Consider the following 26,800-nt stretch of genomic DNA (forward strand, 5'->3'; position numbering starts at 1 on the left):
CGATCACCGTGGCCGTGTCGCTGAAGCTCGAGAAGACCCACAAGACCCCCGGCGTGGCGCTCGCCGGCGAAACCCTCGTCCTCGACCTCAGCGGCGCCCTGTGGCTGCCCGAGCACCGGACGCTCGTCGTCTCCGATCTCCACCTCGAGAAGGGCTCGGCGTTCGCCGCCCGCTCGGGCCAGTTCCTGCCGCCCTACGACACCCGCGAGACCCTGGCGAACCTGCACGAGGCGGTGGCCCGCCTCGACCCGGCCCGCGTGGTGTGCTTGGGCGATTCCTTCCACGACGCGCAGGGGCCGGCCCGCCTCGACGTCGCCGACCGGGCGCTGATCGCGGCCCTGCAGGAGGGCCGCGACTGGATCTGGATCTCCGGCAACCACGACCGGGCTGTGCAGGACGGCGTCGGCGGCCGCTTCGCCGACACCCTGGCGGTCGGCGGATTGATGCTCCGGCACGAGCCCGCGGCGGCGCGCGAGCCGGGCGAAGTGGCGGGCCACTTCCACCCGGTCGGCAAGGTGGCGATGCGCGGCCGCGCGGTGCGCCGGCGCTGCTTCGTCCTCGACGGCACCCGCCTGGTGATGCCGGCTTTCGGGGCTCTGACCGGGGGGCTCAACGTCCGCGACAAGGTCTTCGACGAGCTGTTTCCCGGCGGGTTCACCGCGCACCTGATCGGCGACGGCCGGGTCTTCGCGATCAGCCGGACGATGCTGACGCGGGAGTGAGCTACGGCGAGCCGAGAAACCCCGCCGCCAGCAGCGCCAGCCCGGCCACACCCGAGAGCGCCAGCCGCAGCCGCCCGAGCCAGGCCGGCACGAGGCCGCGCCGCGGCAGGTCCTGGTCGACGAGGCCCCAGGCGAGGATCAGGGCGCCGAGCGCCCTGAGGTCCCAGGGGGCCGGCGCGAACAACGCCGCCCAGGCGACGAGCGAGGGCACGACCGCCACGGCGTAGTCGGCGCCCCGCCCCTCCGGCGAGGCGGCGGCCGCGCCCCAGCGCAGGCCGCCGAGGAACGAGGCGATCACGGCGCCGTAGGCGGCGAGCAGCGGGCGCGGCGACACCCCGAGCAGCGACTGGCCGAGGATCACCAGGGCGGAGAGACCCAGGAACGGGATCAGGCCCCCGGCCCCGAGGACGAGGGCGGCGGGGGGAGCGGTGCGGGTCATCAGTCTCTCCGGAAGATCACGCTGGCGAGCCAGCCGGAGATGAGCGCCAGCGCCCCGACGGCAAGCCCGTAGGCCAGCGACCAATCGCGGGCGGCATCGGCGAGCCCCTGCTCGATGCCGGATTTCACGAGGTCGAACCGCGCCTCGTGGCGCGCGAGCGGCACGCCGCCGGCGAGCAGCACCACCTCGACGTCGTAGGCGCCGACCGGCGCGGTGGCCGGCAGCGGCGCGGTGGCGCGAAACACCGTCGGCGCCAGGAAGCGCACGCCGGACGCGGTCTCGGTGAACAGGCGCTCGCGCCGGCGCAGGCGCAGCAGCGCCTCGCGGAACGGATCGTCCGGCACCGGCGCCGCCAGAGTGAGGTCCGGCGCGGCGACGATCGCCGAGAGGCCGAGCCGCAGGCGCCGGCGCGTCGCCTCGTCGGCCAGATCGGGCAGGGCCCGCGAGGACAGGACCGCCAGGAAGCTCGGCACCTCGGCGAATTTCTGCTGCGCGCGGTTGACCCAGACCGGGCCGAGGGCCTCCTTCTCGCGCACCGTCAGCGACTGGCGCGGGCCCCGGATCGTCACCACCACGTCGTAGCCGCCGGACCGCGCCGCCGCCTGGCCGTCGCGCTCGACCGCGCCGAACACCGCGACCGACGTGCCGGTATAGGTCGAGGTGACGGCGAGCCGGTTGAACGACAGGCTGACGACCAGGGATTCGGCCTGGGCCGGGCCACTGGAGAGCAGGCCGAGCAGGAGGACGAGCGCGTGCGCCGCCCCAGGCAAACCGTGGCCCAGGCGCATTAGCGCGCCTCCTGGACCACGATCGAGAACGGTTCCGCGGGCCGCAGGCCCAGCTCGACCGCGAAGCGCAGGCCGACCGCCAGGACCAGGATGGCGAGCAGGAACCGGAAATAGTCCGAGCGCAGGTTGCGCCCGGCCCGTGCGCCGAACTGGGCCCCGAACACCCCGCCGACGATCAGGATCACCGCCAGCACGACGTCGACCGCCTGGTTCTGGGTCGCGTGCAGCACCAGGGCGACGAAGCTGGTGCACAGGATCTGGAACTGCGAGGTGCCCACCACCACACCGGTCGGCACCCGCATCAGGTAGAGGAGCGCCGGGACCAGGATGAAACCGCCGCCGATGCCCAGCACCGCGCCGGCAAAGCCCACGAACAGCGCGAGGCCGAGGATCGGGATCACGCTGGCATAGAGCCGCGAGCGGGGAAACCGCATCCGCAGCGGCCAGGCCATGTAGGCGGCGTGATCCCCGCCGAGGCGCGCGGGCCGTGCCCGGCCATGCCGGCTCGCCCAGAAACCGCGCACGGATTCGGCGAGCATCAACCCGCCCACCACCGTGAACAGCGTGACATAGGCGACGGTGATGACGAGATCGAGCTGGCCCGCCCGCCGCATGGCGGCGAAGAACCAGACGCCGAGGCTCGTCCCGGCGAAGCCGCCCAGCACCAGGACGAGGCCGAGACGCAGGTCGAGGGCGTTGCGGCGCAGCGCCGCCAGCACGCTGGTGGTCGAGGAGGCGACGATCGGCGCGGTCTGGGTCGCGACCGCGACGGCCGGCGGGATGCCCATCACGATCAGGATCGGCGTCATCAGAAAGCCGCCGCCGATGCCGAACAGGCCCGAGACGAACCCCACCGCCGCGCCGAGCCCGATGAGGACGAGGACGCTGACCGGCATCTCGGCGATCGGGAGGTAGATCTGCAACGGAGGAGCGGTCCGGGACGGCGCGGGAGCCCGATCCTAGACCATGTTTTCGCCGCTGGGGAAACCGGGCGGCAGGAAGGGTAAGGAGTCCCTGCCCTGGAACGACGAAGGGCGCGGATCGCTCCGCGCCCTTCGTCGTCGATCGTCGGTCCGCTCAGACCTTGCCGGTACCCCGGCCCGCGGCGAGCGGCGGCGGCGCGCCGATCAGCGACATGCCGCCGGCCGGAGAGGCGGTCTCGACCCGCATCGGCGGGGGATCGTTCGCCACCGGGTCCGGCGTCTTCGCCTTCCAGGCCTCGGAGGCGGCGCGGGCGGCGGCGAGGTCCTTCGGGGCCAGCTTGGCCGCGACCTCGTCGCGCTTGCGGCCGGCATCGTCGTCGCCCTGCGCGGCGGCGGCGGCGAACCAGCCATAGGCCTGGGCCAGGTCCTGGTTGACGCCGAGCCCGCGAGCGAGGAGCACCGCGAGGTTGTACTGGCTGTCGCGCACGCCGTACTCGGCCGCCTTGCGGAACCAGTTCGACGCTGAGGCGTAGTCGGGCTTGCCGCTGGCGGCCCCCGACTCGGCCAGCATCACCGCGAGGTTGTGCATCGCCCGGACGTGGCCCTGGATCGCCGCGCGGCCGTACCACAGCCGGGCTTTGTCCTGGTCGCGGACGAGGCCGAGGCCCTTCTCGTACTGGCTGCCGAGTCGGTACTGCGCCGGGGCGTAGCCGGCACTCGCCAGGCGGTCGAAGAGCTTGGCGGCGAGTGCGGCGTCCCGCGGCAGGCCGCGGCCGTCGACGGCGCGGCTGGCGAGCTCGTAGATCGCGGCGCCGTCGCCCTCGAGCGCCGCCTGCCGCAGGGAGGATGCACCGGCCGGAATGCCGGACAGGTCGCCGCTCAGGGACGCCATGTCGGCGACCCGCGGCAGTGCCGACTTCGCCGGCTCCAGCGGCTTGCCGAGATCGGACACCTTGCCGAGATCGGACACCTTGCCGAGATCGGCCGCCTTGGCGGGATCCGAGGGCTTGGTATCCGAAGCCTTGGTCGCCTCCCCGGCCTTGGCGGCGTCGCCGGGCTTCGCCGGGACGTCCGGCTTGCCGGATGCCTCGGTCTCAGGCTTGGCGGGGGTGGCCTTCGCGGTCGACGCGTCACCCGGGACGGCGAGCGCCTTCGGGACGGCATGGGCGACCGACTGGGTCGTGGCCGGGTCGACCGGCGCGGCGGCCTCGCGCGAGGTCGTGGCGCCACCGAGCCGCGGGCCGGAGGTCTGCAGGGCCTGCAGCGTGCCGAGCGCCAGCACGATCGCCGCGATACCGAGGAGGAGCGGCCGCCGGCGGCGCTCGATCGCGCTCCGCAGCCGCTCGACCAGGCTGCCGCGGGCCTCGCCGTCCCGCTCGACCGCCGGCATGGCGGCGCCGGTGCCCGAGGCTTCCGCCGCGGCGGCCTGAGCGGCCCGGCGGGCGGCGGCGATGAAGCTCGCCTTGATGTCTCCGGCCGGCATCTCGGGCGCGGGCGCCTCGGCCGGCGCGGCCTGCGGCCGGCGCGGGCGCGAGGCGCCGGGCTCCAGCATCTCGTCGGCGGGGCTCGCCGGCCCGGTCCGGAGGGCGGGGCGCTCCGCCGGGGCGGCGCTCTCGCGCAGCGTGTCGCGCAGGTTGCGGGCCGCGCGGCGCGGCGGGGCCGCGAGGGCCGGCGCCGCCTCCTCGACACGGATCTCGGCGGGCGACAGCCGGGCGACCAGTTGCTCGAGGGCCGCGTGCACGCCCTCCATCGTCGCCTGCATGCGCTTGTCGGACGCGGCCTGCTGGGCCCGCATGTCGGCGAGCGCGGACTGGAGGCCGCCCAGCCCCTCGGTGGCGGCAGCGCCCTTGCGCTCGGCCCCGAGCGTGTCGGCGACGCTGCGGGCGGCGCGCTCCGCGGCGGCCTGGATCGGCGCCTCGTCGCGCAGGAGCGCGACCTGGGCGAGGAGGTCGCCCATCGTCCGCTCGAGGCCGGCGAGCGCCGGGTCGCTGCCGCGGGTGTCGATGCGGCCGGCCAGCGCCAGGACCTGACGCTCGAGCCCGTCCAGGGTCTCGCCGCCGGCGCCCGGACCGACCCGGTCGAGCTTGTCGGCGAGGCTGCGCAGCATGCCGTGGATGGAGGCGAGGTCGCTGCTCGGCAGCGCCGGCTGGCGCAGGGCCTCGCCGATCTGCTCGAGGCGCTCCATCACGTCGCCGACGGTGTTCACCGCCGCGACCTGGTCGACCTTGGCCGAGAGGGCGTCGATGCGCCCGAGGATGTCGCCGGCCGCGTTCGGCTGCTCGCGCCGCTCGGCCCGGAGGTCGTCGATCTTGCGGTCGAGGTCGGCGATGCCCTGGACGAGGGCCGGCGCGTCCGCGGCCGGCGCGCGAACGCCCTCGCGGATCTCCTCGAGCAGCGGCCGCAGCTCGTTCATCAGCGCCGGGCTGTCGAGCATGCCGTCGCCGAGCCGGGTCACCGTCTCGGTCAGTTCGTCGACGGAGCGGGCGAGGTTCTGCACCCGGGCGGGCTCGGCGAGGATCGCGATCTGGGCGCGGATCTCGTCGAGCTCGCCGAACAGCTTGGCGAGCGCGTCGCGGTCGGCGAGGCCCGCGCGGTCGGGGTCGAGCGCGCCGTCGGCCTGGCGGGCCAGCCGTTCGACGTCCTGCGCGACCCGTGCATGCACGTCGGCGGCGACCTCCTCGGCGAGGCGGCCGACCTGGACCCGCATCAGGTCGATGGGACCGGCGACCGCCACGAGGTCGGCCGGATCGCGGGCCCGCTGCACCTCGTCGGCGAGGGTGCGGACCGCCTGCTCGAGCGTCACGAGGTCGCCGCTGGTCGCGAGCGAGCCGATGGATTCGCGCAGGCGGGAGGTCTCGGCCTGCAGGCCGGCGATCGCCGGCGAGAGGGCGTCGGCGGCGGCCTCTGTGCTCTCGACCACCCGGGCGAGGTCGCGCCGCAGGCCTTCGACCAGGATCTCGCCCTCCTCTTCGGGAGAGCCTTCGTCCAGTTGCTGCTGGCGCTGGCGGATCTCCGCCACCGCGGCGGCGAGGCTGTCGGGGACCGGGCGGCCGCGCCGGCCGACCGGGCGCGGGGCCGGCTCGCGCGCGGCGGTCTCGGACAGGCGGGTCTCGGACAGGCGGGTCTCGATGCCCTTCACCGCCTTGGCGACCACCTCGTCGGTTGCCTCGCGGCCCTCGGTGATGCGCCGGTCGATCGCGTCGAGGCGCCGGCCGATCGCCGCCACGGCCTCGATCAGGGCGGCGTCGCCCGAAATCGTCGCCGGGATCGCCGCGGACGGGATCGCGGTCGCCGTGACCGGAGCCTGGGCCAGGACCGGCTGCACCGGCTGGGAACGGACGGGCTCGACGACCGGGCCGCGCGCCGCGCGGGAACGCTGGTGGCGCGGTCCGTCATGGTGCCACGAGCGGTCGCCCCGACGGGTCTCCTCGGGATCGGCCGGGAGGTAGGCCTGGGCCGGGAACGCATCGTTGCGGGTGCGGCGGGAACCCGCGGTCGCACGGCGTGGTTGCTGGCGGACCCCGGCGCGGGCGGACCCCTCGCTGATCGCTTCCGCCAGCCACTCGTCGACCGACAGGCCGGCGCGCCGTGCCGCCTCGCGGGCGGCATCGCGCAACTCCGGATCGAAGGCGTCGAGGGTAGGAGCGGTCCGTCGCATGGCGGGCTCTGCGCAAGGGTGGCCGAAGGGTCTCGCGGATAGGCACCGGCCGGGGCCGGTCGAAACCCGGCACCCTGCTCGATCGTGAAGATCCGGTCAGCGGCCACGGCCTGAAAGGTTTCTCCGGGCACTTTCGTTCGACACGGTAAACAAGTGGTTAAGGACCCGCCCGAGCGGCGGTCGGGGAATGGAAACGCTGCCATACGGTTGCGCACGCAACATGATTTTGAGCGATTTATGTTCACAACCACAGCGCGACATCCGGCCCCATGGCGGGGGGATTTGGGCGTTTTTTGCCGGCGATCCAGAACGTAACGGTAAGCCGATTTTCGTAGCAAGCCGTTGGAACATATGTCTTTTTACCGTAAGTAACACACGCCCAAGTTGGCCTTACCTTTCCCTAAGGGAGGTCATTTGACCTTCTTTGTGTCATCACGGTGCCGAATGGCGCCGGTGGTTTCGGACGCGACTCGCGGCCCAACGGGGGAAGACGGCATGGCTTATGATCGGCAGACCGAGAGCGGCAGGGGGGCGTCGGTCCGCTCCGGCGGATCCGCGTCGCGCACCGGCCGTCCCTCGGGGCGCTCGACCGCGCCGGCGACCCTGACCATCGGCGACCTCGCCGAGGAGTTCGGCGTCACCCTGCGGGCGCTGCGCTTCTACGAGGCGAAGGGCCTGCTGCATCCGCAGCGCCGCGGGACGACCCGCCTCTACACCGAGGACGATCGCTCGCGCCTCGCCACCATCCTGCGCGGCAAGGAGCTCGGCTTCACGCTGCGGGAGATCGCCGCGATGGTCGACGGCGACGAGCTGGCGGAGACCGGGACCGGCGGCGCGCTCGCCCTCAGCCCGGCCCAGGTCGCCGAGCAGATCACCCATCTGGAGAACCAGAAGGCCGAGATCGAGCGCGCGCTCGAGGCCCTGCGCGGCTACGGCAAGACCGCCGCCAGCGCCTGACGACCATCCGGCGGCGCCCTGCGGGGGCAGGCGCCGCCCGGAACCGCGACCCGACACCACGACACGCAGTCCCGGCCACGTCTTGCCGGAACGTCTTGCCGGCCAGGTCTCGTTGGCTACGTCTCGCCGGCCGTTTCACCCGTGACGCCCAAGCCGACGCGTCGCCCCCCCTTCCGTTCCCCACCGAGATAGTTTAGATATGAACTATCTCGCCGCAGCGAAGCCGTGCGCGGGGAAGGATCTGATCCTGGGAGCGGGGGAAACATGCCGAGCTACAAGGCGCCGGTGGAGGACGTGCTGTTCCTCCTCAACGACGTGTTCGGATTCGCGCGCTACAGCAACCTGCCCGGCTTCGCCGACGCGACGCCCGACGTGGTCGAGGCGGTGATCGCCGAGGGCGCGAAGCTCTGCGAAGAGGTGCTGGCGCCGCTCAACCGCGTCGGCGACACCGAGGGCTGCACCCGCCACCCGGATGGCCGCGTGACGACGCCGAAGGGCTTCAAGGCCGGCTACGACGCCTATGCGGGCGGCGGCTGGATGGGCCTCTCGATGCCGACCGAGTATGGCGGCCAGGGTCTGCCCCACACCCTCAACAGCGTGATGCAGGAATTCGTCTCCGGCGCCAACATCGCGCTCGGCATGTATCCGGGCCTGACGCAAGGCGCCATGGCCGCCCTCCTTGAGCACGGCTCCGAGGAGCAGAAGCGGACCTATCTTCCCAAGATGGTCGAGGGCACCTGGACCGGGACGATGAACCTGACCGAGCCGCATTGCGGCACGGATCTCGGCCTCCTGAAGACCAAGGCCGTGCCGAACGGCGACGGCTCCTACGCGCTCACCGGCACCAAGATCTTCATCTCGGCGGGCGACCACGACCTGTCGGAGAACATCATCCACCTGGTGCTCGCCCGGATCGAGGGCGCGCCGGCCGGCACCAAGGGCATCTCGCTCTTCGTGGTGCCGAAGTTCCTGGTCGGGCCCGACGGGACGGTGGGCGCCGGCAACGGGGTGTCGTGCGGCGCCATCGAACACAAGATGGGCATCCACGGCAACGCCACCTGCGTGATGAACTACGACGGCGCCACGGGCTGGCTCGTCGGCGAGGCCAATCGCGGCCTCAACGCGATGTTCGTGATGATGAACGAGGCGCGGCTGGCCGTCGGCATCCAGGGCCTCGGCCAGTCCGAGGTCGCCTACCAGAACGCCGTCGCCTACGCCCGCGACCGGCTCCAGGGCCGCTCGCTCACCGGCGCCAAGGCGCCCGAGAAGGCCGCCGATCCGATCATCGTCCACCCGGACGTGCGCCGGACGCTGATGACCATCCGGTCGTTCAACGAGGCGGCCCGGGCGCTCGTCATCTGGACCGCGCTCCAGGCCGACATCGCCCACCGCTCCGAGGACCCGGCCGCCCGCCAGGCGGCGGAGGACCACATGGGCCTGCTGACCCCGGTAGTGAAGGGCGTGCTGACCGACCGGGGATTCGCCAACGCGGTCGACGCCCAGCAGATGTTCGGCGGCCACGGCTACATCGAGGAATGGGGGATGTCGCAATTCGTGCGCGACGCCCGCATCGCCCAGATCTACGAGGGCGCCAACGGCATCCAGGCGATGGACCTCGTCGGCCGCAAGCTGCCGCGCGACGGCGGCCGGGCGATGATGCGCTTCCTCGCCGAGGTCGAGGGCTTCTGCAAGGAGAACGCCGAGGACGAGAGCCTCAAGGTGTTCACCGGCCCGCTGATGAAGAGCCTCGGCCACCTGCAGCAGGCGACGATGTGGCTGATGCAGAACGCCATGGCCAAGCCCGACAACGCGGGTGCGGCCGCGACCGACTACATGCACCTGATGGGCCTCGTCGCCATGGGCTACATGTGGGGTCGCATCGCCAAGGCGACGGCCGAGAAGAAGACCTCCGGCGAGGGCATCGCCGAGCGGCTCGACGCGCGGCTGGCCACCGGCCGCTTCTACGTCGAGCGTGTGCTGCCCGAGACCGGCACCCGGCTCGCCCGGATCTCGGCCGGGTCCGACGCCGTGATGGCGGTGCCGGCGGAGCTGTTCTAAGCCTTCACTCGACGCCCGAACGCCGTCCCGGTTGCCGGCCGGGGCGGCCCGACGTGCCCGCGGCCCGGCAAACGGGCCGCCCGCGAGACAATTTCCGGGAAGACGCCCCATGCCCGACGCCTACATCTACGACCACGTCCGCACGCCCCGCGGCCGCGGCAAGCCCGACGGTTCGCTGCACGAAGTGACGGCGCTCCGCCTCGCCGAGACGGCGCTCCGCGCCCTCAAGGACCGCAATTCCCTCGACACCAAGCTCGTCGACGACGTGGTGCTGGGCTGCGTCGATCCGGTCGGCGAGGCCGGCGGCGACATCGCGCGCGCCGCCGCACTCGTGGCCGATTACGGCATCCACGTCCCGGGCGTGCAGATCAACCGGTTCTGCGCCTCGGGCCTCGACGCGGTGAACTTCGCCGCCGCCCAGGTGATGAGCGGCCAGCACGACATGGCGGTCGGCGGCGGCGTCGAATCGATGAGCCGCATCGGTATCGGCGCGTCGGGCGGCGCCTGGCCGGTCGATCCGGCCATCGCCATCAAGTCGTACTTCATGCCGCAGGGCGTCTCGGCCGACCTGATCGCCACCAAGTACGGCTTTTCCCGCGACGAGTGCGACGCCTACGCGGTCGAATCGCAGAAGCGCGCCGCCCGCTCCTGGGAGGACGGCCGGTTCAGGAACTCGGTCGTGCCGGTGCGCGACGTCAACGGCCTGACGCTGCTGGACCACGACGAGCACCGCCGGCCGAGCACCGACATGCAGTCGCTGGGGTCGCTCAAGCCCTCCTTCGTGCAGATGGGCCAGATGGGCGGCTTCGATGCCGTCGCCATCGACGCGCATCCGGACGTCGAGGCGGTCGAGCACGTCCACCATGCCGGCAACTCCTCGGGCATCGTCGACGGCGCCGCCGCGGTGCTGATCGGCTCGCAGGAAGCCGGCGAGAAGGCGGGCCTGAGGCCCCGCGCCCGCATCCGGGCCTTCGCCAATATCGGCTCGGACCCGGCCCTGATGCTGACCGGCCCGGTCGACGTGACCCGCAAGGTGCTGGCGCGCGCCGGGATGAGCGTCGGCGACATCGACCTGTTCGAGGTCAACGAGGCCTTCGCGGCGGTGGTGCTCCGCTTCCTCCAGGCCTTCGACGTCGATCCGGCGAAGGTCAACGTCAACGGCGGCGCCATCGCGCTCGGCCACCCGCTCGGCGCCACCGGGGCGATGATCCTCGGCACCGTGCTCGACGAATTGGAGCGGACGGGCAAGCGGACCGCCCTCGTCACCCTCTGCATCGGCGCCGGCATGGGCACCGCCACCATCATCGAGCGGGTGTGAGCCTGATGCGTCTCCTCCCCCGCCTCGCCGCCGGGCTCGCCCTCGCCCTCGTGCTGGCCGGCACCGCCCGGGCCGACGACGAGCGCCTGGCGCTCGCCCGCGACATCGTCACCAAGACGGTGGCGCGCAACCTCACGGCCGCCTTCAAGCAGGCCGAGGAGAAAACCCTCTCGGCGATGACCGCCGAGCAATCGGCCAAGCTGCGCCCGGACCTGGAGAAAACCTTCGCGCAGGAGCGCGACGGCCTCGTCGACGGGCTCGCCAAGGAATACGCCCAGAAGTTCGACGCGACCGAGTTGAAGCGGCTGGCGGCGATCTACGACGACCCGGTCTACCAGAAGTTCCAGGCGCTCAACGCCGACCCGACCTCGATGGTCACCACGATCACCAAGGACGCGGTGACCAAGATGATGAACCTGCTCTCGCTGGCGGCCCTGTCGCAGCAGGGCAACGGCCAGGCCCCCGCGCCCGGGGCGGCGCCCGCCCCCGCTCCGGTGCCCGCCCCCGCTCCAATGCCCGCCCCGGCCCCGGCCAAGCCGTAATCGCTCTCACGAGGCCTTCGCCATGAACCTCACGAATTTCCGCTTCGAGACCGATGCCGACGGCGTGGCGCTCGCCACCTGGGACATGCCCGGCCGCTCGATGAACGTCGTCACCCCGGAGGTGATGGACGAGCTCAACCGGATCGTCGACGCCGTGGTAGCGGACGCCGCCATCAAGGGCTGCGTGATCACGTCCGGCAAGGACACCTTCTCGGGCGGCGCCGACCTGACGATGCTCCAGGGCCTCGGCGTCGAGCACGCCCGGCTCGCCCGCGAGCGCGGCGAGGAGGAGGCGATGCGCTTCTTCTTCGAGGAATCGCGCCGGCTGACGCTCCTCTACCGCAAGCTCGAGACCTGCGGGAAGCCGTTCGCGGCCGCCGTGCACGGCACCTGCCTCGGCGGCGCCTTCGAGCTGGCGCTCGCTTGCCACCACCGGGTGCTGTCGGACGACGACAAGACCCGGGTCGGCCTGCCGGAGATCAAGGTCGGGCTGTTTCCGGGCGCCGGCGGCACCCAGCGCGTCGCCCGCCTGATGCAGACCGGCGACGCGCTGCAGATGCTGTTCAAGGGTGAGCAGATCCGTCCGCTGATGGCCCGCAACATGGGCCTCGCCCACGCGGTGGCGCCCCGCGCCGAGATCGTCGCAAAGGCGGGTGAGTGGATCAAGGCCGGCGGCTCGGCCGTCGCGCCCTGGGACCAGCCGAAGTTCAAGGCGCCGTCCGGCAAGGTCTACTCGCCCGCCGGGATGATGACCTGGCCGCCGGCCAACGCCATCTACCGCCGCGAGACCCACGACAACTACCCTGCCGCCAAGGCGATCCTGCACGCCGTCTACGAGGGCCTGCAGCTGCCGATGGATCTGGCGCTCAAGGTCGAGAGCCGGTACTTCGCCAAGATCCTGCGCTCGCCGGAAGCGGCCGCGATGATCCGCACCCTCTTTCTGTCGATGGGCGAGCTCAACAAGGGCGCCCGCCGGCCGAAGAGCGTCGGTGCGGTGTCGCTCAAGAAGGTCGGCGTCGTCGGCGCCGGCTTCATGGGGGCGGGCATCGCCTACGTCTCGGCCCATGCCGGGCTCGAGGTCGTGCTGGTCGACCAGTCGGCGGAAGCGGCCGAGAAGGGCAAGGCCTACGCCCACAAGCTCGTCTCCGACCAGATCATGAAGGGCCGCGCCAAGACCGCGGACCGCGACGCGCTCCTCGGCCGCATCACCGCTACCAGCGATTACGCCGCGCTCGCCGGATGCGACCTCGTGGTCGAGGCGGTGTTCGAGGACCCGAAGGTCAAGGCCGAGGTGATCGCCAAGGTCGAGGCGGTGATCGGGCCGGACGCGATCTTCGCCTCCAACACCTCGACCCTGCCGATCAGCGGGCTCGCCAAGGCCTCGTCGCGCTCCGCGCAGTTCATCGGCATCCACTTCTTCTCGCCGGTCGAGAAGATGATGCTGGTCGAGATCATCATGGGCAATGAGACGGGCGAGCGGGCGCTGGCGGTGGCCCTCGACTACGTCCGGGCGATCAAGAAGACCCCGATCGTCGTCAACGACGCCCGCGGCTTCTTCGCCAACCGCTGCGTCGGGGCCTACATCCTCGAAGGCCACCTGATGCTGGCCGAGGGCGTGCCGGCGGCGATGATCGAGAATGCCGGGCGCCAGGCCGGCATGCCGGTGGGCCCGCTCTCGCTCAACGACGAGGTCGGCGTCGACCTCGCCCTCAAGATCGTCAAGGCGACGAAGGCGCAGGTCGGCGAGGCTGCCGTCAATCCGCACCAGGAGCGCCTGCTCACGGCGCTGGTCGAGGGCGAGGGCCGGCTCGGACGCAAGAACCGCAAGGGCTTCTACGACTACCCCGAGCAGGGTTCGAAGAAGCTGTGGCCGGGGCTGCGCGACCTGCAGGAGACGAAGGTCGATCCGGATTCGGTCGACTTCTCGGAGCTGAAGCAACGCCTCCTCGTCACCCAGGCGCTGGAGGCGGCCCGCACATTCGGCGAGGGCGTCGTCACCGACCCACGCGAGGCCGATGTCGGCTCGATCCTCGGCTTCGGCTTCGCGCCGTTCACCGGGGGCGCCCTGTCCTACATCGACTTCATGGGCGCAGCGCGGTTCGTCGAGTTGTGCCGCACGCTGGAAGCCAAGCACGGCGCCCGCTTCGCCCCGCCGGCGACCCTGGTGGCGATGGCCGAGCGCGGCGGCACCTTCTACGGCGAGGCGGCGAAGAAGGCGGCCTGACGGGCGCGCGGCGCGAGAGCCGGGCGACCTGCTTGCCCGGCTCGTCCCATTCGACACCTCATCCTGAGGCTTCAGTCCATCGAAGACGGACTGACCTCGAAGGAGGGCTCCAGCGATCGCGAGACGTCTGGAGCCCTCCTTCGAGGCTCCCTTCGGTCGCACCTCCGGATGAGACGGGGGTTGGGATGAGCGAGGGCATGAGATCGGAGCGAATGCGGGATGATCCCGCCCTGCCATCTGCCTGAGATGCATCACGGGCATCCTGTCCGGGCGGCGCCTTCGCCGTCCGGAACGACCGTGTGACGAATCAGAACACTCCTTCGCCCGCCCGCCGGATCGTGCTGGTGGCGAATGTCGCGGCGGGCTCGCTGGTCGATGGAGGATTGACGCCGGAGGCCCTCCGCAAGCGCCTAGAGGCGGCGGGTCTGGACGTGATGGCCGAGCCCCACCCCGACGCGTCCCTGCCCGAACGGCTGGACGCCGCGGCCGAACTCCCGGGCATCGACGCCGTGGCGGTGGCCGGCGGCGACGGGACCCTGGCCTGCGCCGCGCAGGCCCTGACCGGCAAGCAAGTCCCCCTCGGCATCCTGCCGCTCGGCACCATGAACCTGCTGGCAAAGGATCTCGGGCTGCCCCTCGACCTCGACGCGGCGGTGCGAGTGCTGGCGACCGGCACGGTGCGGGCGATCGATGCCGGCGAGGTCAACGGCCACGTCTTCCTGATCAACTCGGTGCTCGGCCTGCCGGCCCGGATGGCCCGCCACCGCGAGGCGAAGCGCGGGCGGATGGGTGTGCTCGACGTGGTGCGGATGGGGGCCGGCCTCCTGCGCCATCTCGGGCGCTACCCGCGGGACCGCGCCGTGCTCACCCTCGCGGGCGAGAGCCGGCGCGTGCGCTTCCGGACGCTGGCGGTGGTCTGCGGCGACTACCGGGAGGGATTGGGCCAGGTTCTGTCGCGCGCGGGCGTCGACGGCGGGCACCTCACGCTCTACCTCGTCGAGACCCTGTCGGCGGCGCGGCTCGTGCGGCTCGGGCTCGGCTTCGCGGTCGGCGAGTGGCGCCGCCTGCCCGACCTCGAACGGCACGAGACCGACGCCCTGACGCTCGACGCCCGCAAGGCCCTGCGGGTCATGAACGACGGAGAGGTCGTGCTGATCGCCCCACCCCTGCACTACCGCCTTCGCGCGTCCGCCCTGCGGGTCCTCGTACCGGCGGAGGATCCCCGGTGAAGCGGATCGCCCATATCTCGGACCTGCATTTCGGCCGCACCGACCCGGCGGTGGTGGAAGGCCTGGTGGCGGAGCTGAACCGCGACGGCCCGGACCTGATCATCATCTCGGGCGACTTCACCATGCGGGCCCGCACCCGCGAATACCTGGAGGCCAAGGCCTTCCTCGACCGGCTGCCGCATCCCTGGATCGCCGTGCCGGGCAACCACGACATCTCGCCGTTTCGGCTCTGGCAGCGCTTCTTCCATCCGTTCCGGCGCTACAAGCGCTACGTCGCGCCCGAGACCGAGCCGGTCTTCCAGGACGACGAGATCGCGGTAATCTGCCTCAACACCGTGCGGACCTGGGCGCCGGAGACCGACTGGTCGCAGGGCAAGATCACCCGGGCGCAGATCCGCCGCACGGAAGCCAGGCTCGACGCCCTGCCGCCGGGGCTGTTTCGCATCGTGGTCGGCCACCACCCGTTCATGCCGCCGCCCTGGGACGAGGAGGCGCGCCTGGTCGGGCGGGCCGACGAGGCGCTCGACGCCTTCCAGCGCCACGATGTCGGCCTGACCCTCGCCGGCCATCTCCACCGCGGCTACGCCCGCTTCGCCGAGCCGACCCCGGACGGCCCGAAGGCCGAGCTCGACCGGCCGGTGGCCGAGGCGAGCGCCCGGCGCCTGCTCGCGGTCCAGGCCGGCTCCGCCACCTCGACGCGGCTGCGCGGCAACGAGCCCAACGCCTACAACCGGATCACGGTGGAGAACGGGGTCGCCACCGTGCAGGTGCGGCTGTGGACCGGCACGGATTGGTGCGACGCCGCCGAATCGGGTGCGGCGCGGTGCGCGGCGCCCGAATGACGAATCAGGCGGTCGGCGGCAGGGCCGCTGTCACCTCGATCTCGACCTTCATCTCAGGCCGCAACAGGCCGGCCACCACCACCAGGGTCGCGGCCGGTCGGATCTCCCGCAGCACCCGGCCGCAGACGGTGAGCACCGTCTCGGCCTCCGTGCGGTCGGTGACGTAGTAGGTGGCGCGCACGACCTGCTCCAGCGACGTGCCCGCCTGTTCGAGCACGCCCGCGATGGTGCGCCAGCACGCCTCGGCCTGGGCGCCGGCCTCCTCCGGCATCGTCATCGCGGCATAGTCGTAGCCGGTGGTGCCGGCGACGAACACGAAGCCGTTCTGCACCACCGCGCGGGAATAACCGTAGTCCCGCTCGAAGCTCGAGCCGCCGTCGATCCGCCGCCGCATGTCCCCTGCCCTCCCGATTCGGCACGCGGACAGCATGGCGCGTCAGCCGACCTCGCTCCAGCCCGCGAAGCCGGCGAGCGGCTCCTGGTCGTAAGCCGCCATCAGGGCCCGCATCGCGGGCTCGTCCCGCAGGCGGTCCTCGGCGGCCAAAGCCGCCAGCCCCTCGAAGAAGCCCTCGCGGCGGAGCGCCGGGGTGAAGGTCAGGGTGAAGCGCACCGGTTCGTCGCCGCGATTGGCGAAGGCATGCGGCTCGCCGGGGCGCACGAGCACGAACTCGCCGGGCCCCGCTGTCACGTCGCGGTCGTTCAGCCTCAGGGTCAGCGCCCCCTCGTGCACCTCGAAGGCCTCGGTCAACCGGGCGTCGCGGTGCAGCCCGGCTCCGGGCGAGCGCGCCGCCAGGGTGACGGCGTAGATGCCGATCGCATCGCCGGTAGCGTCGCTGCGGGCGAGGTAGCGCACCCGCATCCCGCCGATCGTGACGCCGGTGCCGGGTTCGGGGGTGGTGTCCATGGCGGGGCTCCTCGTCCGGGGGCGGACCTGGAACAACGCCGGGTCAGGGCTTCAGGATGCTCACGAGGCCGTCGATCACCAGGATTACGATGACGGTCTGAAGAGCGATCGCGCCGACGAACATCATGATGATGTCGGTCTTCGCCGCGACGAACGTCGATCTGATATCGCCACGAAGAGCCACCTTCGATGGATCGACGACGAAATTCATCGCAGAATCTGTAGGCTGCGATCGAAACACGATGTCGGCCACCGTCTCCGTCCGGTTGGCCGACAGCTCCGCCTCAGACTGCAACGCACGAACCAACGTCTGCCGGTCGAGTGAGACAAGGGGCATGCGAGGATCTCCGAACCGCTGGCACGGACGAAAAAAACTCATCCCACCCTCGGCCTCATCCTGAGGTGTCAGTCTATCGGAGATGGACTGACCTCGAAGGAGGGCTCCAGAAGTCTCAGCGATCTCTGGAGCCGTCCTTCGAGGTCAGCCGATTTTCAATCGGCTAACACCTCAGGATGAGGCCGAGGGTGGGATGGATGGAATACCCGCGAACCTGGTTCTGATGGGACGAACCAGCCCGCGGTCACGATGTAACGCGACCTCGATGATGGCGCCTGGGCCGCCCAGTTTCCATGCTTCCCATACGTAAAAAAGCCCCGCCCGGATCGCTCCGGGCGGGGTTCGTCACTTACTCAAATCGTTGAGGTTTCAGCCTTACTCGGCCGCGACCTTGTGAGCCTGCGAGCCGTCGGTGTAGGTCTCGGGCTTCAGGCGCTGGCCCGGGGCGGCGCGGCCCGGCAGCGGCGGCAGGGCCTTGGCCTTCTCGAGGTCGATGCCGGCGCCTTCCGCGACGCGGCGGCCGTAATCCTCGTCGGCGTGCCAGAAGTGCCAGACCATCCGGAGCTGGATCGCCTCGGGGCACTCCTTCATGTCGGCGACGAGGTTGGCGATCAGGTCCTCGCGCTCCCAGTCCTCGAAGGAGCGGTAGCGCACGCCGGCCTGGGTGTAGTCGTCCTCGGTGCGGCTGGTCTGGTAGCGGCCGAGCTTGCCCTCGACCGGCTGGTGGTACTCGCGCGCGGGCTTCTCCGCCTCGCGCAGGCCCTGGGCGAGGGTGCTCGGCTCGTAGTTGATGTGCTTGTTCTCGCCGACGCCGTCGACGTAGAACGTCATCTGGCCGTCGCGCTGGTTGGTGGCGGTCTTCACGCCCGGGGCCGGCGCGTTGATCGGCAACTGCAGGTAGTTCGGGCCGACGCGGTAACGCTGGGTGTCCGAGTAGGACAGGGTGCGCCCCTGGAGCATCTTGTCGTCCGAGAAGTCGATCCCGTCGACCAGCACGCCGGTGCCGAAGGCCGACTGCTCGACATCGGCGAAGAAGTTGTCCGGCACCCGGTCGAGCACCATGCGGCCGCACGGCAGCAGCGGGAACTGGTCCACCGGCCACAGCTTGGTGTCGTCGAGTGGATCGAACGACAGATGGTCGTTCGGGCCGTCCGGCATGATCTGCACCGCGAACTCCCACTCGGGGAAGTTGCCGGCGGCGATGTTGTCGTACAGGTCCTTGGTCGCGTGGCCGACGTCACGGCCCTGGATCTCGGCGGCCTGGGCCGAGGTCAGGTTGCGCACGCCCTGCTTCGGGATGAAGTGGAACTTGCACAGATGCGCCACGCCCTGGTCGTTGACCAGCTTGTAGGTGTTGACGCCCGAGCCCTCCATCTCGCGATAGTTGGCGGGGATGCCCCAGGGCGACTTCAGGTGGGTCACCATGTGGATCGACTCCGGGTGCGCCGCCACGAAGTCGAAGAAGCGCCAGGCCTCCTGGCGGTTGGTCACCGGATCGGGCTTGAAGGCGTGGATCATGTCCGGGAACTTGATCGCGTCCCGGATGAAGAAGACCTTCAGGTTGTTGCCGACGAGGTCCCAGTTGCCGTCGACGGTCTTGAACTTCACCGCGAAGCCGCGCGGGTCGCGGGCGGTCTCCGGGCTCTCCTTGGCGCCGGCCACGGTCGAGAAGCGCACGAACATCGGCGTCTTCACGCCGGTCTCGTTGAGGACGCGGGCGCGGGTGTACTTGGAGGCGGGCTCGCCGCCGATCGTGCCGTAGGCCTCGAAGTAGCCGTGGGCGCCGGCGCCGCGGGCGTGCACGACGCGCTCGGGGATCCGCTCACGGTCGAAATGGGTGATCTTCTCGATGAACTGGTAGTTCTCGAGGGTCGCCGGGCCACGCTCGCCGACCGTGCGCAGGCTCTGATTGTCGCGGACCGGATGGCCCTGGCGGGTCGTCAGGATCGGGCGTTGGTCGCTCATGGAAACTCCTTTGACGTGCAGGCACGGGGTGCCCGGACGGATCACCGCGGGGACACCGTGCGAGGGACCGCTCACATGGGGTCGGTGGGCCGGCAGCCCAACACCCTCGAACTGGTCTCGCTCCAACCTATGACCCCTGCGTGACCCGAAAACAAATGCATCGTTGCGAAGTTTGCGATAGATACAGCCTATGAACGTCTCCGGCTTGTCCCTGCGGGATCTCGAATACGTCGTGGCGGTGGCCGAGGAAGGCCATTTCGGCCGCGCCGCCGAGCGCTGCGCCGTCAGCCAGCCGACCCTGAGCGTGCAGGTGCGCAAGCTCGAGGAGTTTCTCGGCGTCGCCCTGTTCGAGCGCTCGAACCGCCGGGTGCTGCTCACGCCCGGCGGTCAGGCGGTGGTTCGCCAGGCCCGGTCGGTGCTGGCGGAGGCGCGGGCGCTGCTGCGCGTCGCCCGCGAGGGGCGCGACGACGGGACCCTGCGCGGCCGCCTCGTCCTCGCGGCGATCCAGACGCTCGGCCCCTACCTGTTTCCCAAGGTGCTGCGGGACCTGCGCGAGGCCTTCCCGCACCTCGCCCTGGCGCTCAGCGAGGGGCGCACCGCCGAGATCCTGGATGCCCTGCGCGAGGGCCGGGCCGACGCGGCGCTCGTCTCCCTGCCGGTTCCCGAGGCCGGGCTCGCTGTCGCGCCGCTGTTCGACGAGCCGTTCCTGCTCGCCTGTCCGGCCGAGCACGCCTTCGCCGCCGGCCCGGCGCCGCGGGCCGGCGACCTCGCGGGCACGGACCTGCTGCTCCTCGACGAGGGCAACTGCCTGCGCGATCAGGCGGCGGCCGCCTGCGGCGCCGGGCCGGCGAGCGGGCGCCACGCCACCAGCCTGGAGACCCTGCGCTCGATGGTGGCGGCGGGCGCCGGCTATACCCTGCTGCCGGCGCTGGCCGCCCCGCCCGGACCGGATCCGACCGGCCTCACGGTCTGCCGCGGCTTCGGCCCGGACGGGCCGCGGCGCACCATCGCGCTCGCCTGGCGGGCGAGCGACCCCCGCGCCGAGGGACTGGCCGAGCTCGCCGGCTTCTTCCGCCGACATGCGCCGCACGCAACGCTGCCCCTCGGTCACCCGGTCGCGACCGCCCCCCGCGGCGACAGGACGGCGATTTCCGTATAGCGGCTCGTGCGCAACGTTTTCTCCGGCGCGATCCGATCCGCGCTCCCGTGCCCGATTTCGCCGCCGCCATGGATGCCAGGCCCCCCGCCCCGACGCTCTCGCGCCGCCCGCTCGCGCGGATGGCGGTCCTGTGGGCGGGCCTCGTCCTCGCCTCCGGCGCGCTGGCGGGGCTGTTCCAGCTCGCCGGCTTCCCGGCCGCCCTGCTGCTCGGCCCGATGCTCGCGGCCATCGCCTTCGGGGTCCGGGGCGCCCCGATCCGGGTGCCGAAGGTCGGCTTCCAGGCCGCGCAGGCGTTGATCGGCTGCCTCGTCGCCCACGCGGTCAACGCCTCGATCGTCGCGACGCTGATGGAGGACGGGCTGCTGATCCTGGCGGTGGTCGGCGTCACCGTGGTGGCCTCGGCGATGACCGGCTGGATCCTCACCCGCATCCGCCTCCTGCCCGGCACCACCGCGGCCTGGGGCTCGTCGCCGGGCGGGGCCTCCGCCATGGTGGCGATGGCCGAGGAATTCGGCGCCGATCCGCGTCTCGTCGCCTTCATGCAGTACGTCCGGGTCGCCTGCGTGGCGCTCACGGCCTCGGTGGTCGCCCGCTTCCTCGCCGGGAGCGGCGGCACCGTGCCGGGCGGCGACATGGCGCCGGGGCCGCTGGCGGTCCTCGCCACCCTGGCGGTCGCGGGCATCGGCGCCTGGGCGGGCCTGCGGCTGCGCGTGCCGGCCGGCGCGATGATCGGCCCGCTGGTGCTCGGCGCCGCGCTCCACGCCACCGGGCTCGCCGGCATGGCGCTGCCGTCCTGGCTCCTCGCGCTGGCCTATGCGGGGATCGGCTGGACGGTGGGCCTGCGCTTCACGCCCGCCACCGTGCGGGCGACGATCCACGCCCTGCCGGCGATGCTGGTCGCGACCTTCGGGCTGATCGGGCTGTGCGGCCTGTGGGCCTGGGGCCTGACCTTCCTGCTGCCGATCGACCTCCTGACCGCCTACCTGGCGACGAGCCCGGGCGGGCTCGATTCGGTGGCGATCATCGCCGTCGGCACCCACTCCGACGTCTCGTTCGTGCTGGCGGTGCAGACCCTGCGGCTCCTCGTCGTCATCGTCACCGGCCCGCTGGTGGCGAAGTGGATCTCCCGCAGTGCCGCCCGCGCCGACGGCGCGGCGGCCTGAGGCCTTCCCGCACCTGTCAAGCTCGCATTCCGCTGCGAAACCCGCTATCCCGGCGCCGGAGGGCTCGAGCCCCGGCGCGACGCCCTCGCCCGTTCCGGACATGTTTGAAGCCGTGCACGACTACATCAAGAAGATCCTCGGCGCCCGCGTCTACGACGTCGCCGTCGAGAGCCCGCTGGATCCGATGCCGCGCCTGTCGCAGCGCCTCGGCGCCCAGGTGCTGCTCAAGCGCGAGGACCTGCAGCCGGTCTTCTCGTTCAAGATCCGGGGCGCCTACAACAAGATGGCGAGCTTGGGCGCGGACGCGCTCGCCCGCGGCGTGATCTGCGCCTCGGCCGGCAACCACGCGCAGGGCGTGGCGCTCGCCGCCAAGCGGCTCGGCGTCGCCGCGGTGATCGTGATGCCGCGCACCACCCCGGCGATCAAGGTCGAGGGCGTGAAGTCCCGCGGCGGCCAGGTCGTCCTGCACGGCGACGCCTTCGACGAGGCCTACGCCCACGCCAAGACGCTGGAGGCCGAGCAGGGCCTGACCTTCATCCACCCCTACGACGACCCCGACGTGATCGCCGGCCAGGGCACGATCGGGCTCGAGATCCTGCGCCAGCACGGCGCCCCGATCGAGGCGGTGTTCGTGCCGATCGGCGGCGGCGGCCTCGCGGCGGGTGTGGCCACCTTCGTCAAGTTCATGCGGCCCGAGACCAAGGTCATCGGCGTCGAGCCCGCCGACGCCGCCAGCATGAAGGCGGCGATCGAGGCCGACGAGCGGGTGGTGCTCGACTCGGTCGGCCTGTTCGCCGACGGCGTCGCCGTGCGCCAGGCCGGGGAGGAGACCTTCCGGCTCTGCCGCCAGTACCTCGACGAGGTGATCACCGTCGACACCGACGCGATCTGCGCCGCGGTCAAGGACGTGTTCGACGACACCCGCGCCATGTCCGAGCCGTCGGGCGCGCTGGCGCTCGCCGGCCTCAAGGAATACGCCGCCCGCGGCGGCCTCGGGGCCGGGTCGCTGGTGGCGATCAACAGCGGCGCCAACCTCAACTTCGACCGGCTGCGCCACATCGCCGAGCGGGCCGAGATCGGCGAGCGGCGCGAGGCCCTCCTCGCCGTCACCATCCCGGAGCGGGCCGGCAGCTACCGCGCCTTCATCCGGGCGCTCGGACGGCGCGCCATCACCGAGTTCAACTACCGCTACGCGCCGGGCGCCGAGGCGCAGATCTTCGTCGGCGTGCAGCTCTCCGGCGGCCGGCCCGAGAAGGAGGCCCTGGTCGAGGAGTTGCGCCGCCTCGGCTACGCCGTGACGGACCTCACCGACAACGAGGTGGCCAAGCTCCATGTCCGCTACATGGTCGGCGGCCGGGTGCCGGGCCTGTCCGACGAGCGGCTCCTGCGCTTCGAGTTCCCGGAGCGTCCGGGCGCGCTGCTCAAGTTCCTCGACAGCCTTGGCGTGACCTGGAACATCTCGCTGTTCCACTACCGCAACCACGGTGCCGATTACGGCCGGGTGCTCGCCGGCATCCAGGTGCCCGAGGCCGAGCGCGGCCGGTTCGCCGCGGCGCTCGCCGAGCTCGGCTACGAGCACGTCGACGAGACCGACAACGCGGCCTACCGGCTCTTCCTCGACGGCCAGCCGCGAGCGGTGCCGTCACCGGCCGCCGCGGTCGCGCCGGCGGCGTGACGGCACCGTCGCCGGTTTTCCTTCCCAGAGGAAGGGCTGTTTGAGAAAAGCATGACGCGGGTTCCCCCTCTCCCCGCGGGCGGGGAGAGGCCTTCGCACCTCTTGTCGGGTGCGAAGGTAGCCTGCAGGGCGAGGGTGAGGGGGTGGTGCCGGAGGAGTCTCACGTGTCGAGGCCCCCTCACCCTCGCTCCGGCTTCGCCTTCGCTTGCCGCGTCTCCTGGACGGAGACACAGCCCTCTCCCCGCCCGCGGGGAGAGGGGAAGCCCGCGCTCTTGTATCGAACGGTTCCCCCGACCTCCCTGCCTCCGCGGGGGCGTGGAACCTGTGTCGTCCCTTCCAGCGGACCGCCGCGCGGGACGGGCGAAGCTGTCCCGCGCCGTCCCCGGTCTCGGCACCGATCGAAACCGCCGGACACCCGTCACGGTCGCGCCCCACCCTCGCCACGCTCGCGCGGCACGAGAGCCGCCTTGACGCCGCCGCGCCGCCGGTTCACCTCCCCCCGATGCCTCCGCTCCTCGCCCTGCCCTTCCCCGCCATCGACCCCGTCGCGGTCGCGATCGGGCCGCTGCAGATCAAGTGGTACGCCCTCGCCTACATCGTGGGCCTGGTGGGCGGCTGGTTCTACGCCAAGCGCCTGGTCTCGACGCCGTCGTTGTGGGGCGCGGTGCGCCGGCCCACCCCCCTCGACATCGACGACCTGATCGTCTGGGTCGCGCTCGGCGTCGTGCTCGGCGGGCGGATCGGCTACGTGCTGTTCTACAACTTCGCCGCCTACCTCTCGCACCCGGCCGAGATCCTGGCGATCTGGCGCGGCGGCATGTCGTTCCATGGCGGCTTCCTCGGCGCGGTCCTGGCGCTGGTGCTGTTCTCCCGCCGCCGCGGCCTCAACACCTACGCGATGCTCGACCTCGCCGCAGTGGTGGTGCCGATCGGTCTGTTCTTCGGCCGCATCGCCAACTTCGTGAACGGCGAGCTGTGGGGCCGGCCGGCGCCGGACTTTCCCTACGCCATCGTCTTTCCGAACGGCGGGCCGCTGCCGCGCCACCCGAGCCAGCTCTACGAGGCCGTCGCCGAGGGCCTGGTGCTGTTCATCCTGATGGCGCTCGCGGTGCGCCGCGTCGGCTTCCGCCGGCCCGGGCTGCTCGGCGGCCTGTTCGTCGTCGGCTACGCCGTCGCCCGCACCACCTGCGAGTTCTTCCGCGAACCCGACCCGCAGCTCGGCTTCCTGTTCGGCACCCACGTCGAGGCGTTCGGCGGCGGCATCACCATGGGGATGCTGCTCTGCGTGCCGATGGTGATCGTCGGCGCGGTCTTCATCGTGCGGGCTTTGCGCGGCGACACGCGGCCCCGGCCGCGGCTCGATGAAAGCGCGGTCGAGGCCGAGTCCTCCGGGATGACGTCGACGTGAGCGAGACGCCGCTCCTCGGCGAGCTGCGCCGCATGATCGCCCTCGACGGGCCGATCTCCGTCGAGCGCTACATGGCGCTCTGCCTCGGGCACCCGGTCCACGGCTACTACCGCACCCGCGACCCCCTCGGCGCAGCCGGCGACTTCACCACCGCGCCGGAGATCAGCCAGATCTTCGGCGAGCTTCTCGGCCTGTGGACCGCGGAGGTCTGGCACGGCCTCGGGCGGCCGGACGCGTTCCGCCTCGTCGAGCTCGGTCCCGGCCGCGGCACGCTGATGGCCGACGCCCTGCGCGCCCTGCGCGCCGCCGCGCCCGACTGCCTGGCGGCGGCCGACCTCCACCTCGTCGAGACGAGCCCGGTGCTGCGGGCCGCCCAGGCCCGGGCCCTCCCAGGCGCCGCCCCGACCTGGCACGAGAGCATCGACACCCTGCCGGACGGTCCGACGATCGTGCTCGCCAACGAGTTCTTCGACGCCCTGCCGGTGCGCCAGTACCAGCGCACCGAGCGTGGCTGGTGCGAGCGCCGGATCGGCCTCGGGCCCGACGACGCCCTCGCCTTCGGCCTGAGCCCTGACCCGACGCCCGAGATCGCCGCCGAGGGGGCGCCCGGTGCGGTCCTGACCCTGCCGGCGGTCGCCCTCGACCTCGCGCGCCGGCTCGCCGGCCGGCTCGCCCGCGAGGGTGGCGCGCTCCTCGCCATCGATTACGGCGACCTCTACGGCGGCACCGCCGACACGCTCCAGGCGGTGGTCCGCCACCGCTTCGCCGACCCCCTGGCCGCCCCCGGCGAGGCCGATCTCACCGCCCAGGTCGATTTCGCCGCCCTCGCCCGCGCCGCCGCCGGGGAAGGCGCCGTGGTACACGGACCCGCGACGCAGGCCGACTTTCTCCTGGCCCTCGGCCTCGCCCAGCGGGCGGAGCGCCTCGCCGCCCGGGCGAATCCAGAGCAGGCTGCCGCCATCGAGGCCGGGGCCGACCGCCTGACCGACCGCGCCACCCGCGGCATGGGCCACCTGTTCAAGGTGATGGGGCTCGCCGGACCGAACCAGCCCGCACTCCCCGGCTTCTAGAGAGCCCCACGATCGCGTTGCACTCGCGAAGCGCTCCAGGTCTTTGATTTCGCCGCATTGTCTTCGACGACCGGCATCCGCCTCATCGGAAAATGCCCTCGATTCCCGCTTTCGACACGATTGCCGGGCGAAGGTGCGGGATGCTCCCCGAGGACGATTCCGCCATGGTCATCGACGCGCCCGCCCTGCAGCTCCCCGGCATCCGCCACGCCTTCTTCACCCGGCAAGGCGGGGTGTCGGAGGGGCTCTACGCCTCGCTCAACGGCGGCCTCGGCTCCGGCGACGACCCCGAGCGGGTCCGCGAGAATCGCCGCCGCATGACGGAGCGGCTCGGGCTGGCGCCGGGCAATCTCGTCAGCCTGTACCAGGTGCACTCGGCGGAGGCCGTGGTGGTCGAGGCGCCCTTCCCCGAGCGTCCCCGCGCTGACGCGATGGCGACCCGGGTGCCGGGTCTGGGCCTCGGCATCCTGACCGCCGATTGCGGACCGATCCTGTTCGCCGATGCGGAAAACCGCGTCGTCGGCGCGGCCCATGCCGGCTGGAAGGGCGCGCTCACCGGCGTGATAGAGGCGACGCTCTCGGCCATGGAAGGTCTCGGCGCCGACCGGGCCCGGACCGTCGCGGTGCTAGGCCCGACGATCGGGGCCTCCGCCTACGAGGTCGGCCCCGAGTTCCGCGAGCGCTTCGAGGCCGAGAACGCGGAGACCGCCCGCTACTTCGCCGTGAGCCCCGAGCGGCCGACCCACAGCCTGTTCAACCTTCCCTCCTACATCGTTGCGCGGCTGCAGCGCGCCGGGGTCGGCACGGTGGCCAATCTCGGCCTGTGCACCTACGCCGACCCGGAGCGATTCTTCAGCTACCGCCGCACCACCCACCGCCAGGAGGCCGATTACGGCCGCCTCGTCTCGGCGATCGCCCTCGCGCCATGACGCTGCTCCAGCCCCCTCACCAGATGCGATTCCGCACGCGAACCGCCCGCTTTAGGGCGCCGTTCGGCTTTCGTTAGGATTGCTGGGGCAAGCGTAGAAAAAAAATATGTGCGCCGATGAACCTTGGCCGTTCGCGCGCGTTAAGGGGGATAAGGAGCCAAGGGAATGCTCGCGATGAACAGCCGTTAAGGCCGCGGTGAAACTCACCAGCGTTGTCGCGAGGACACAGCTTTCACCGGGCTACCGGGGTATGTCGTGGACACTGCTTCGGACGGCCACCGACCCGAAAACGGGCGCGGCCTCCGCCGCATAGTAGGAAGGACCAGTTTCCCATGAAGTCGCTTCTCAAGAGCGCTACCGCCCTCGCCGGCGTCCTCGTTGCCGGTTCGGCTCTCGCCGCCGACCTGCCGCGTCGCGTCGCCCCGCCGCCGGTCTTCACCCCGGTGCCGGTCTTCACCTGGACGGGCTTCTACGCCGGTTTCAACGCCGG

The 26,800-nt window shown here is 71.8% G+C and carries 22 protein-coding genes; 14 read left to right on the forward strand and 8 right to left on the reverse strand.

What is annotated here, in order from left to right; translation table 11 throughout:
- The first annotated feature begins 8 nt into the window (after window positions 1–8).
- Window positions 9–722 carry a ligase-associated DNA damage response endonuclease PdeM gene (pdeM, locus tag BMX97_RS26560; RefSeq protein WP_091754189.1) on the forward strand — a complete coding sequence of 238 codons (714 nt, stop codon included), beginning with the start codon at window positions 9–11 and terminating at the stop codon, window positions 720–722.
- A gap of 1 nt (window position 723) precedes the next feature.
- Here pdeM and BMX97_RS26565 read toward each other — a convergent pair whose 3' ends face one another.
- The 4 genes from BMX97_RS26565 to BMX97_RS26580 all read right to left on the reverse strand — a co-directional run bounded on the left by BMX97_RS26565 (window position 724) and on the right by BMX97_RS26580 (window position 6,530).
- Window positions 724–1,161 (reverse strand): DUF3429 domain-containing protein, encoded by a 438-nt coding sequence (locus tag BMX97_RS26565; protein WP_091754190.1) that lies wholly within the window; start codon window positions 1,159–1,161, stop codon window positions 724–726.
- Window positions 1,161–1,949, reverse strand: a complete 789-nt coding sequence (locus tag BMX97_RS26570) for a TIGR02186 family protein (RefSeq protein WP_091754191.1) — start codon at window positions 1,947–1,949, stop codon at window positions 1,161–1,163. The genes BMX97_RS26565 and BMX97_RS26570 overlap by 1 nt, the downstream gene beginning before the upstream one ends.
- Window positions 1,949–2,872, reverse strand: coding sequence for a sulfite exporter TauE/SafE family protein (locus tag BMX97_RS26575; RefSeq protein ID WP_091754192.1), 924 nt, complete (start codon window positions 2,870–2,872; stop codon window positions 1,949–1,951). Before BMX97_RS26575 ends, BMX97_RS26570 begins: the two co-directional genes overlap by 1 nt.
- Window positions 2,873–3,026: 154 nt before the next feature.
- Window positions 3,027–6,530, reverse strand: a complete 3,504-nt coding sequence (locus BMX97_RS26580; protein ID WP_091754193.1) for an SEL1-like repeat protein — start codon at window positions 6,528–6,530, stop codon at window positions 3,027–3,029.
- A 495-nt stretch (window positions 6,531–7,025) separates the two neighbouring features.
- On the opposite strand from BMX97_RS26580, the gene BMX97_RS26585 reads away from it, so the two are divergent.
- The 7 genes from BMX97_RS26585 to BMX97_RS26615 all read left to right on the forward strand — a co-directional run bounded on the left by BMX97_RS26585 (window position 7,026) and on the right by BMX97_RS26615 (window position 15,700).
- A complete protein-coding gene (locus tag BMX97_RS26585; RefSeq protein WP_091754194.1) occupies window positions 7,026–7,487 on the forward strand; it encodes a MerR family transcriptional regulator in 462 nt (153 codons plus the stop codon).
- Window positions 7,488–7,751: 264 nt separating this feature from the next.
- Window positions 7,752–9,545, forward strand: coding sequence for an acyl-CoA dehydrogenase C-terminal domain-containing protein (locus BMX97_RS26590; protein ID WP_091754195.1), 1,794 nt, complete (start codon window positions 7,752–7,754; stop codon window positions 9,543–9,545).
- Window positions 9,546–9,654: 109 nt separating this feature from the next.
- A complete protein-coding gene (locus BMX97_RS26595; protein ID WP_091754196.1) occupies window positions 9,655–10,863 on the forward strand; it encodes an acetyl-CoA C-acetyltransferase in 1,209 nt (402 codons plus the stop codon).
- Window positions 10,864–10,868: 5 nt separating this feature from the next.
- A complete protein-coding gene (locus tag BMX97_RS26600) occupies window positions 10,869–11,405 on the forward strand; it encodes a DUF2059 domain-containing protein (RefSeq protein ID WP_143074719.1) in 537 nt (178 codons plus the stop codon).
- A gap of 22 nt (window positions 11,406–11,427) precedes the next feature.
- Window positions 11,428–13,629 (forward strand): 3-hydroxyacyl-CoA dehydrogenase NAD-binding domain-containing protein, encoded by a 2,202-nt coding sequence (locus BMX97_RS26605; protein ID WP_091754197.1) that lies wholly within the window; start codon window positions 11,428–11,430, stop codon window positions 13,627–13,629.
- 299 nt (window positions 13,630–13,928) lie between these two features.
- Window positions 13,929–14,858, forward strand: coding sequence for a diacylglycerol/lipid kinase family protein (locus BMX97_RS26610; protein ID WP_091754198.1), 930 nt, complete (start codon window positions 13,929–13,931; stop codon window positions 14,856–14,858).
- Window positions 14,855–15,700: a metallophosphoesterase family protein gene (locus tag BMX97_RS26615; RefSeq protein WP_091754199.1), complete on the forward strand. Its 846-nt coding sequence runs from the start codon at window positions 14,855–14,857 to the stop codon at window positions 15,698–15,700. The genes BMX97_RS26610 and BMX97_RS26615 overlap by 4 nt, the downstream gene beginning before the upstream one ends.
- A gap of 4 nt (window positions 15,701–15,704) precedes the next feature.
- Here the strand turns inward: BMX97_RS26615 and BMX97_RS26620 are convergent, their stop codons facing one another.
- The 4 genes from BMX97_RS26620 to BMX97_RS26635 all read right to left on the reverse strand — a co-directional run bounded on the left by BMX97_RS26620 (window position 15,705) and on the right by BMX97_RS26635 (window position 18,906).
- Window positions 15,705–16,094, reverse strand: coding sequence for a RidA family protein (locus BMX97_RS26620; RefSeq protein ID WP_091754200.1), 390 nt, complete (start codon window positions 16,092–16,094; stop codon window positions 15,705–15,707).
- Between the two features lie 42 nt (window positions 16,095–16,136).
- The gene (locus tag BMX97_RS26625) at window positions 16,137–16,604 is read right to left on the reverse strand and encodes a cupin domain-containing protein (RefSeq protein WP_091754201.1); all 468 of its coding nucleotides are present in this window, start codon (window positions 16,602–16,604) and stop codon (window positions 16,137–16,139) included.
- Window positions 16,605–16,647: 43 nt separating this feature from the next.
- The gene (locus BMX97_RS26630; protein WP_091754202.1) at window positions 16,648–16,941 is read right to left on the reverse strand and encodes a hypothetical protein; all 294 of its coding nucleotides are present in this window, start codon (window positions 16,939–16,941) and stop codon (window positions 16,648–16,650) included.
- 375 nt (window positions 16,942–17,316) lie between these two features.
- Entirely contained in the window at window positions 17,317–18,906 is a 1,590-nt protein-coding gene (locus tag BMX97_RS26635; protein WP_091754203.1) for a catalase, read from the reverse strand.
- A gap of 190 nt (window positions 18,907–19,096) precedes the next feature.
- Here BMX97_RS26635 and BMX97_RS26640 point away from each other — a divergent pair, with 190 nt between their 5' ends.
- The 6 genes from BMX97_RS26640 (at window position 19,097) to pgeF (ending at window position 26,310) form a co-directional block, all read left to right on the forward strand.
- Window positions 19,097–20,065: a LysR substrate-binding domain-containing protein gene (locus BMX97_RS26640; protein ID WP_091754204.1), complete on the forward strand. Its 969-nt coding sequence runs from the start codon at window positions 19,097–19,099 to the stop codon at window positions 20,063–20,065.
- Window positions 20,066–20,184: 119 nt separating this feature from the next.
- The gene (locus BMX97_RS26645) at window positions 20,185–21,228 is read left to right on the forward strand and encodes an AbrB family transcriptional regulator (protein ID WP_091754213.1); all 1,044 of its coding nucleotides are present in this window, start codon (window positions 20,185–20,187) and stop codon (window positions 21,226–21,228) included.
- Between the two features lie 112 nt (window positions 21,229–21,340).
- Window positions 21,341–22,903: a threonine ammonia-lyase, biosynthetic gene (ilvA, locus tag BMX97_RS26650; RefSeq protein ID WP_091754214.1), complete on the forward strand. Its 1,563-nt coding sequence runs from the start codon at window positions 21,341–21,343 to the stop codon at window positions 22,901–22,903.
- A 502-nt stretch (window positions 22,904–23,405) separates the two neighbouring features.
- On the forward strand, window positions 23,406–24,311 hold the full coding sequence (gene lgt, locus BMX97_RS26655) for a prolipoprotein diacylglyceryl transferase (protein ID WP_091754205.1): 906 nt from the start codon (window positions 23,406–23,408) through the stop codon (window positions 24,309–24,311).
- A gap of 32 nt (window positions 24,312–24,343) precedes the next feature.
- Window positions 24,344–25,381 (forward strand): class I SAM-dependent methyltransferase, encoded by a 1,038-nt coding sequence (locus tag BMX97_RS26660; protein WP_177202366.1) that lies wholly within the window; start codon window positions 24,344–24,346, stop codon window positions 25,379–25,381.
- A 164-nt stretch (window positions 25,382–25,545) separates the two neighbouring features.
- Complete coding sequence (gene pgeF, locus BMX97_RS26665) at window positions 25,546–26,310, forward strand: peptidoglycan editing factor PgeF (protein WP_091754215.1); 765 nt, start codon at window positions 25,546–25,548, stop codon at window positions 26,308–26,310.
- The last annotated feature ends 490 nt before the right edge of the window (window positions 26,311–26,800 follow it).

Origin of the sequence: Methylobacterium sp. ap11 (assembly GCF_900110515.1) — a bacterium.
Classification (GTDB): Bacteria; Pseudomonadota; Alphaproteobacteria; order Rhizobiales; family Beijerinckiaceae; genus Methylobacterium; species Methylobacterium ajmalii.

What these genes read in the sequence shown, in the direction of transcription:
- BMX97_RS26565 (WP_091754190.1), bottom strand. Translation starts at nt 1,161, where the DNA reads ATGACCCGCACCGCTCCCCCCGCCGCCCTCGTCCTCGGGGCCGGGGGC.
- BMX97_RS26570 (WP_091754191.1), bottom strand. Translation starts at nt 1,949, where the DNA reads ATGCGCCTGGGCCACGGTTTGCCTGGGGCGGCGCACGCGCTCGTCCTC.
- BMX97_RS26580 (WP_091754193.1), bottom strand. Translation starts at nt 6,530, where the DNA reads ATGCGACGGACCGCTCCTACCCTCGACGCCTTCGATCCGGAGTTGCGC.
- BMX97_RS26585 (WP_091754194.1), top strand. Translation starts at nt 7,026, where the DNA reads ATGGCTTATGATCGGCAGACCGAGAGCGGCAGGGGGGCGTCGGTCCGC.
- BMX97_RS26590 (WP_091754195.1), top strand. Translation starts at nt 7,752, where the DNA reads ATGCCGAGCTACAAGGCGCCGGTGGAGGACGTGCTGTTCCTCCTCAAC.
- BMX97_RS26595 (WP_091754196.1), top strand. Translation starts at nt 9,655, where the DNA reads ATGCCCGACGCCTACATCTACGACCACGTCCGCACGCCCCGCGGCCGC.
- BMX97_RS26600 (WP_143074719.1), top strand. Translation starts at nt 10,869, where the DNA reads ATGCGTCTCCTCCCCCGCCTCGCCGCCGGGCTCGCCCTCGCCCTCGTG.
- BMX97_RS26605 (WP_091754197.1), top strand. Translation starts at nt 11,428, where the DNA reads ATGAACCTCACGAATTTCCGCTTCGAGACCGATGCCGACGGCGTGGCG.
- BMX97_RS26620 (WP_091754200.1), bottom strand. Translation starts at nt 16,094, where the DNA reads ATGCGGCGGCGGATCGACGGCGGCTCGAGCTTCGAGCGGGACTACGGT.
- BMX97_RS26625 (WP_091754201.1), bottom strand. Translation starts at nt 16,604, where the DNA reads ATGGACACCACCCCCGAACCCGGCACCGGCGTCACGATCGGCGGGATG.
- BMX97_RS26630 (WP_091754202.1), bottom strand. Translation starts at nt 16,941, where the DNA reads ATGCCCCTTGTCTCACTCGACCGGCAGACGTTGGTTCGTGCGTTGCAG.
- BMX97_RS26635 (WP_091754203.1), bottom strand. Translation starts at nt 18,906, where the DNA reads ATGAGCGACCAACGCCCGATCCTGACGACCCGCCAGGGCCATCCGGTC.
- BMX97_RS26640 (WP_091754204.1), top strand. Translation starts at nt 19,097, where the DNA reads ATGAACGTCTCCGGCTTGTCCCTGCGGGATCTCGAATACGTCGTGGCG.
- BMX97_RS26645 (WP_091754213.1), top strand. Translation starts at nt 20,185, where the DNA reads ATGGCGGTCCTGTGGGCGGGCCTCGTCCTCGCCTCCGGCGCGCTGGCG.
- lgt (WP_091754205.1), top strand. Translation starts at nt 23,406, where the DNA reads ATGCCTCCGCTCCTCGCCCTGCCCTTCCCCGCCATCGACCCCGTCGCG.
- BMX97_RS26660 (WP_177202366.1), top strand. Translation starts at nt 24,344, where the DNA reads ATGATCGCCCTCGACGGGCCGATCTCCGTCGAGCGCTACATGGCGCTC.
- pgeF (WP_091754215.1), top strand. Translation starts at nt 25,546, where the DNA reads ATGGTCATCGACGCGCCCGCCCTGCAGCTCCCCGGCATCCGCCACGCC.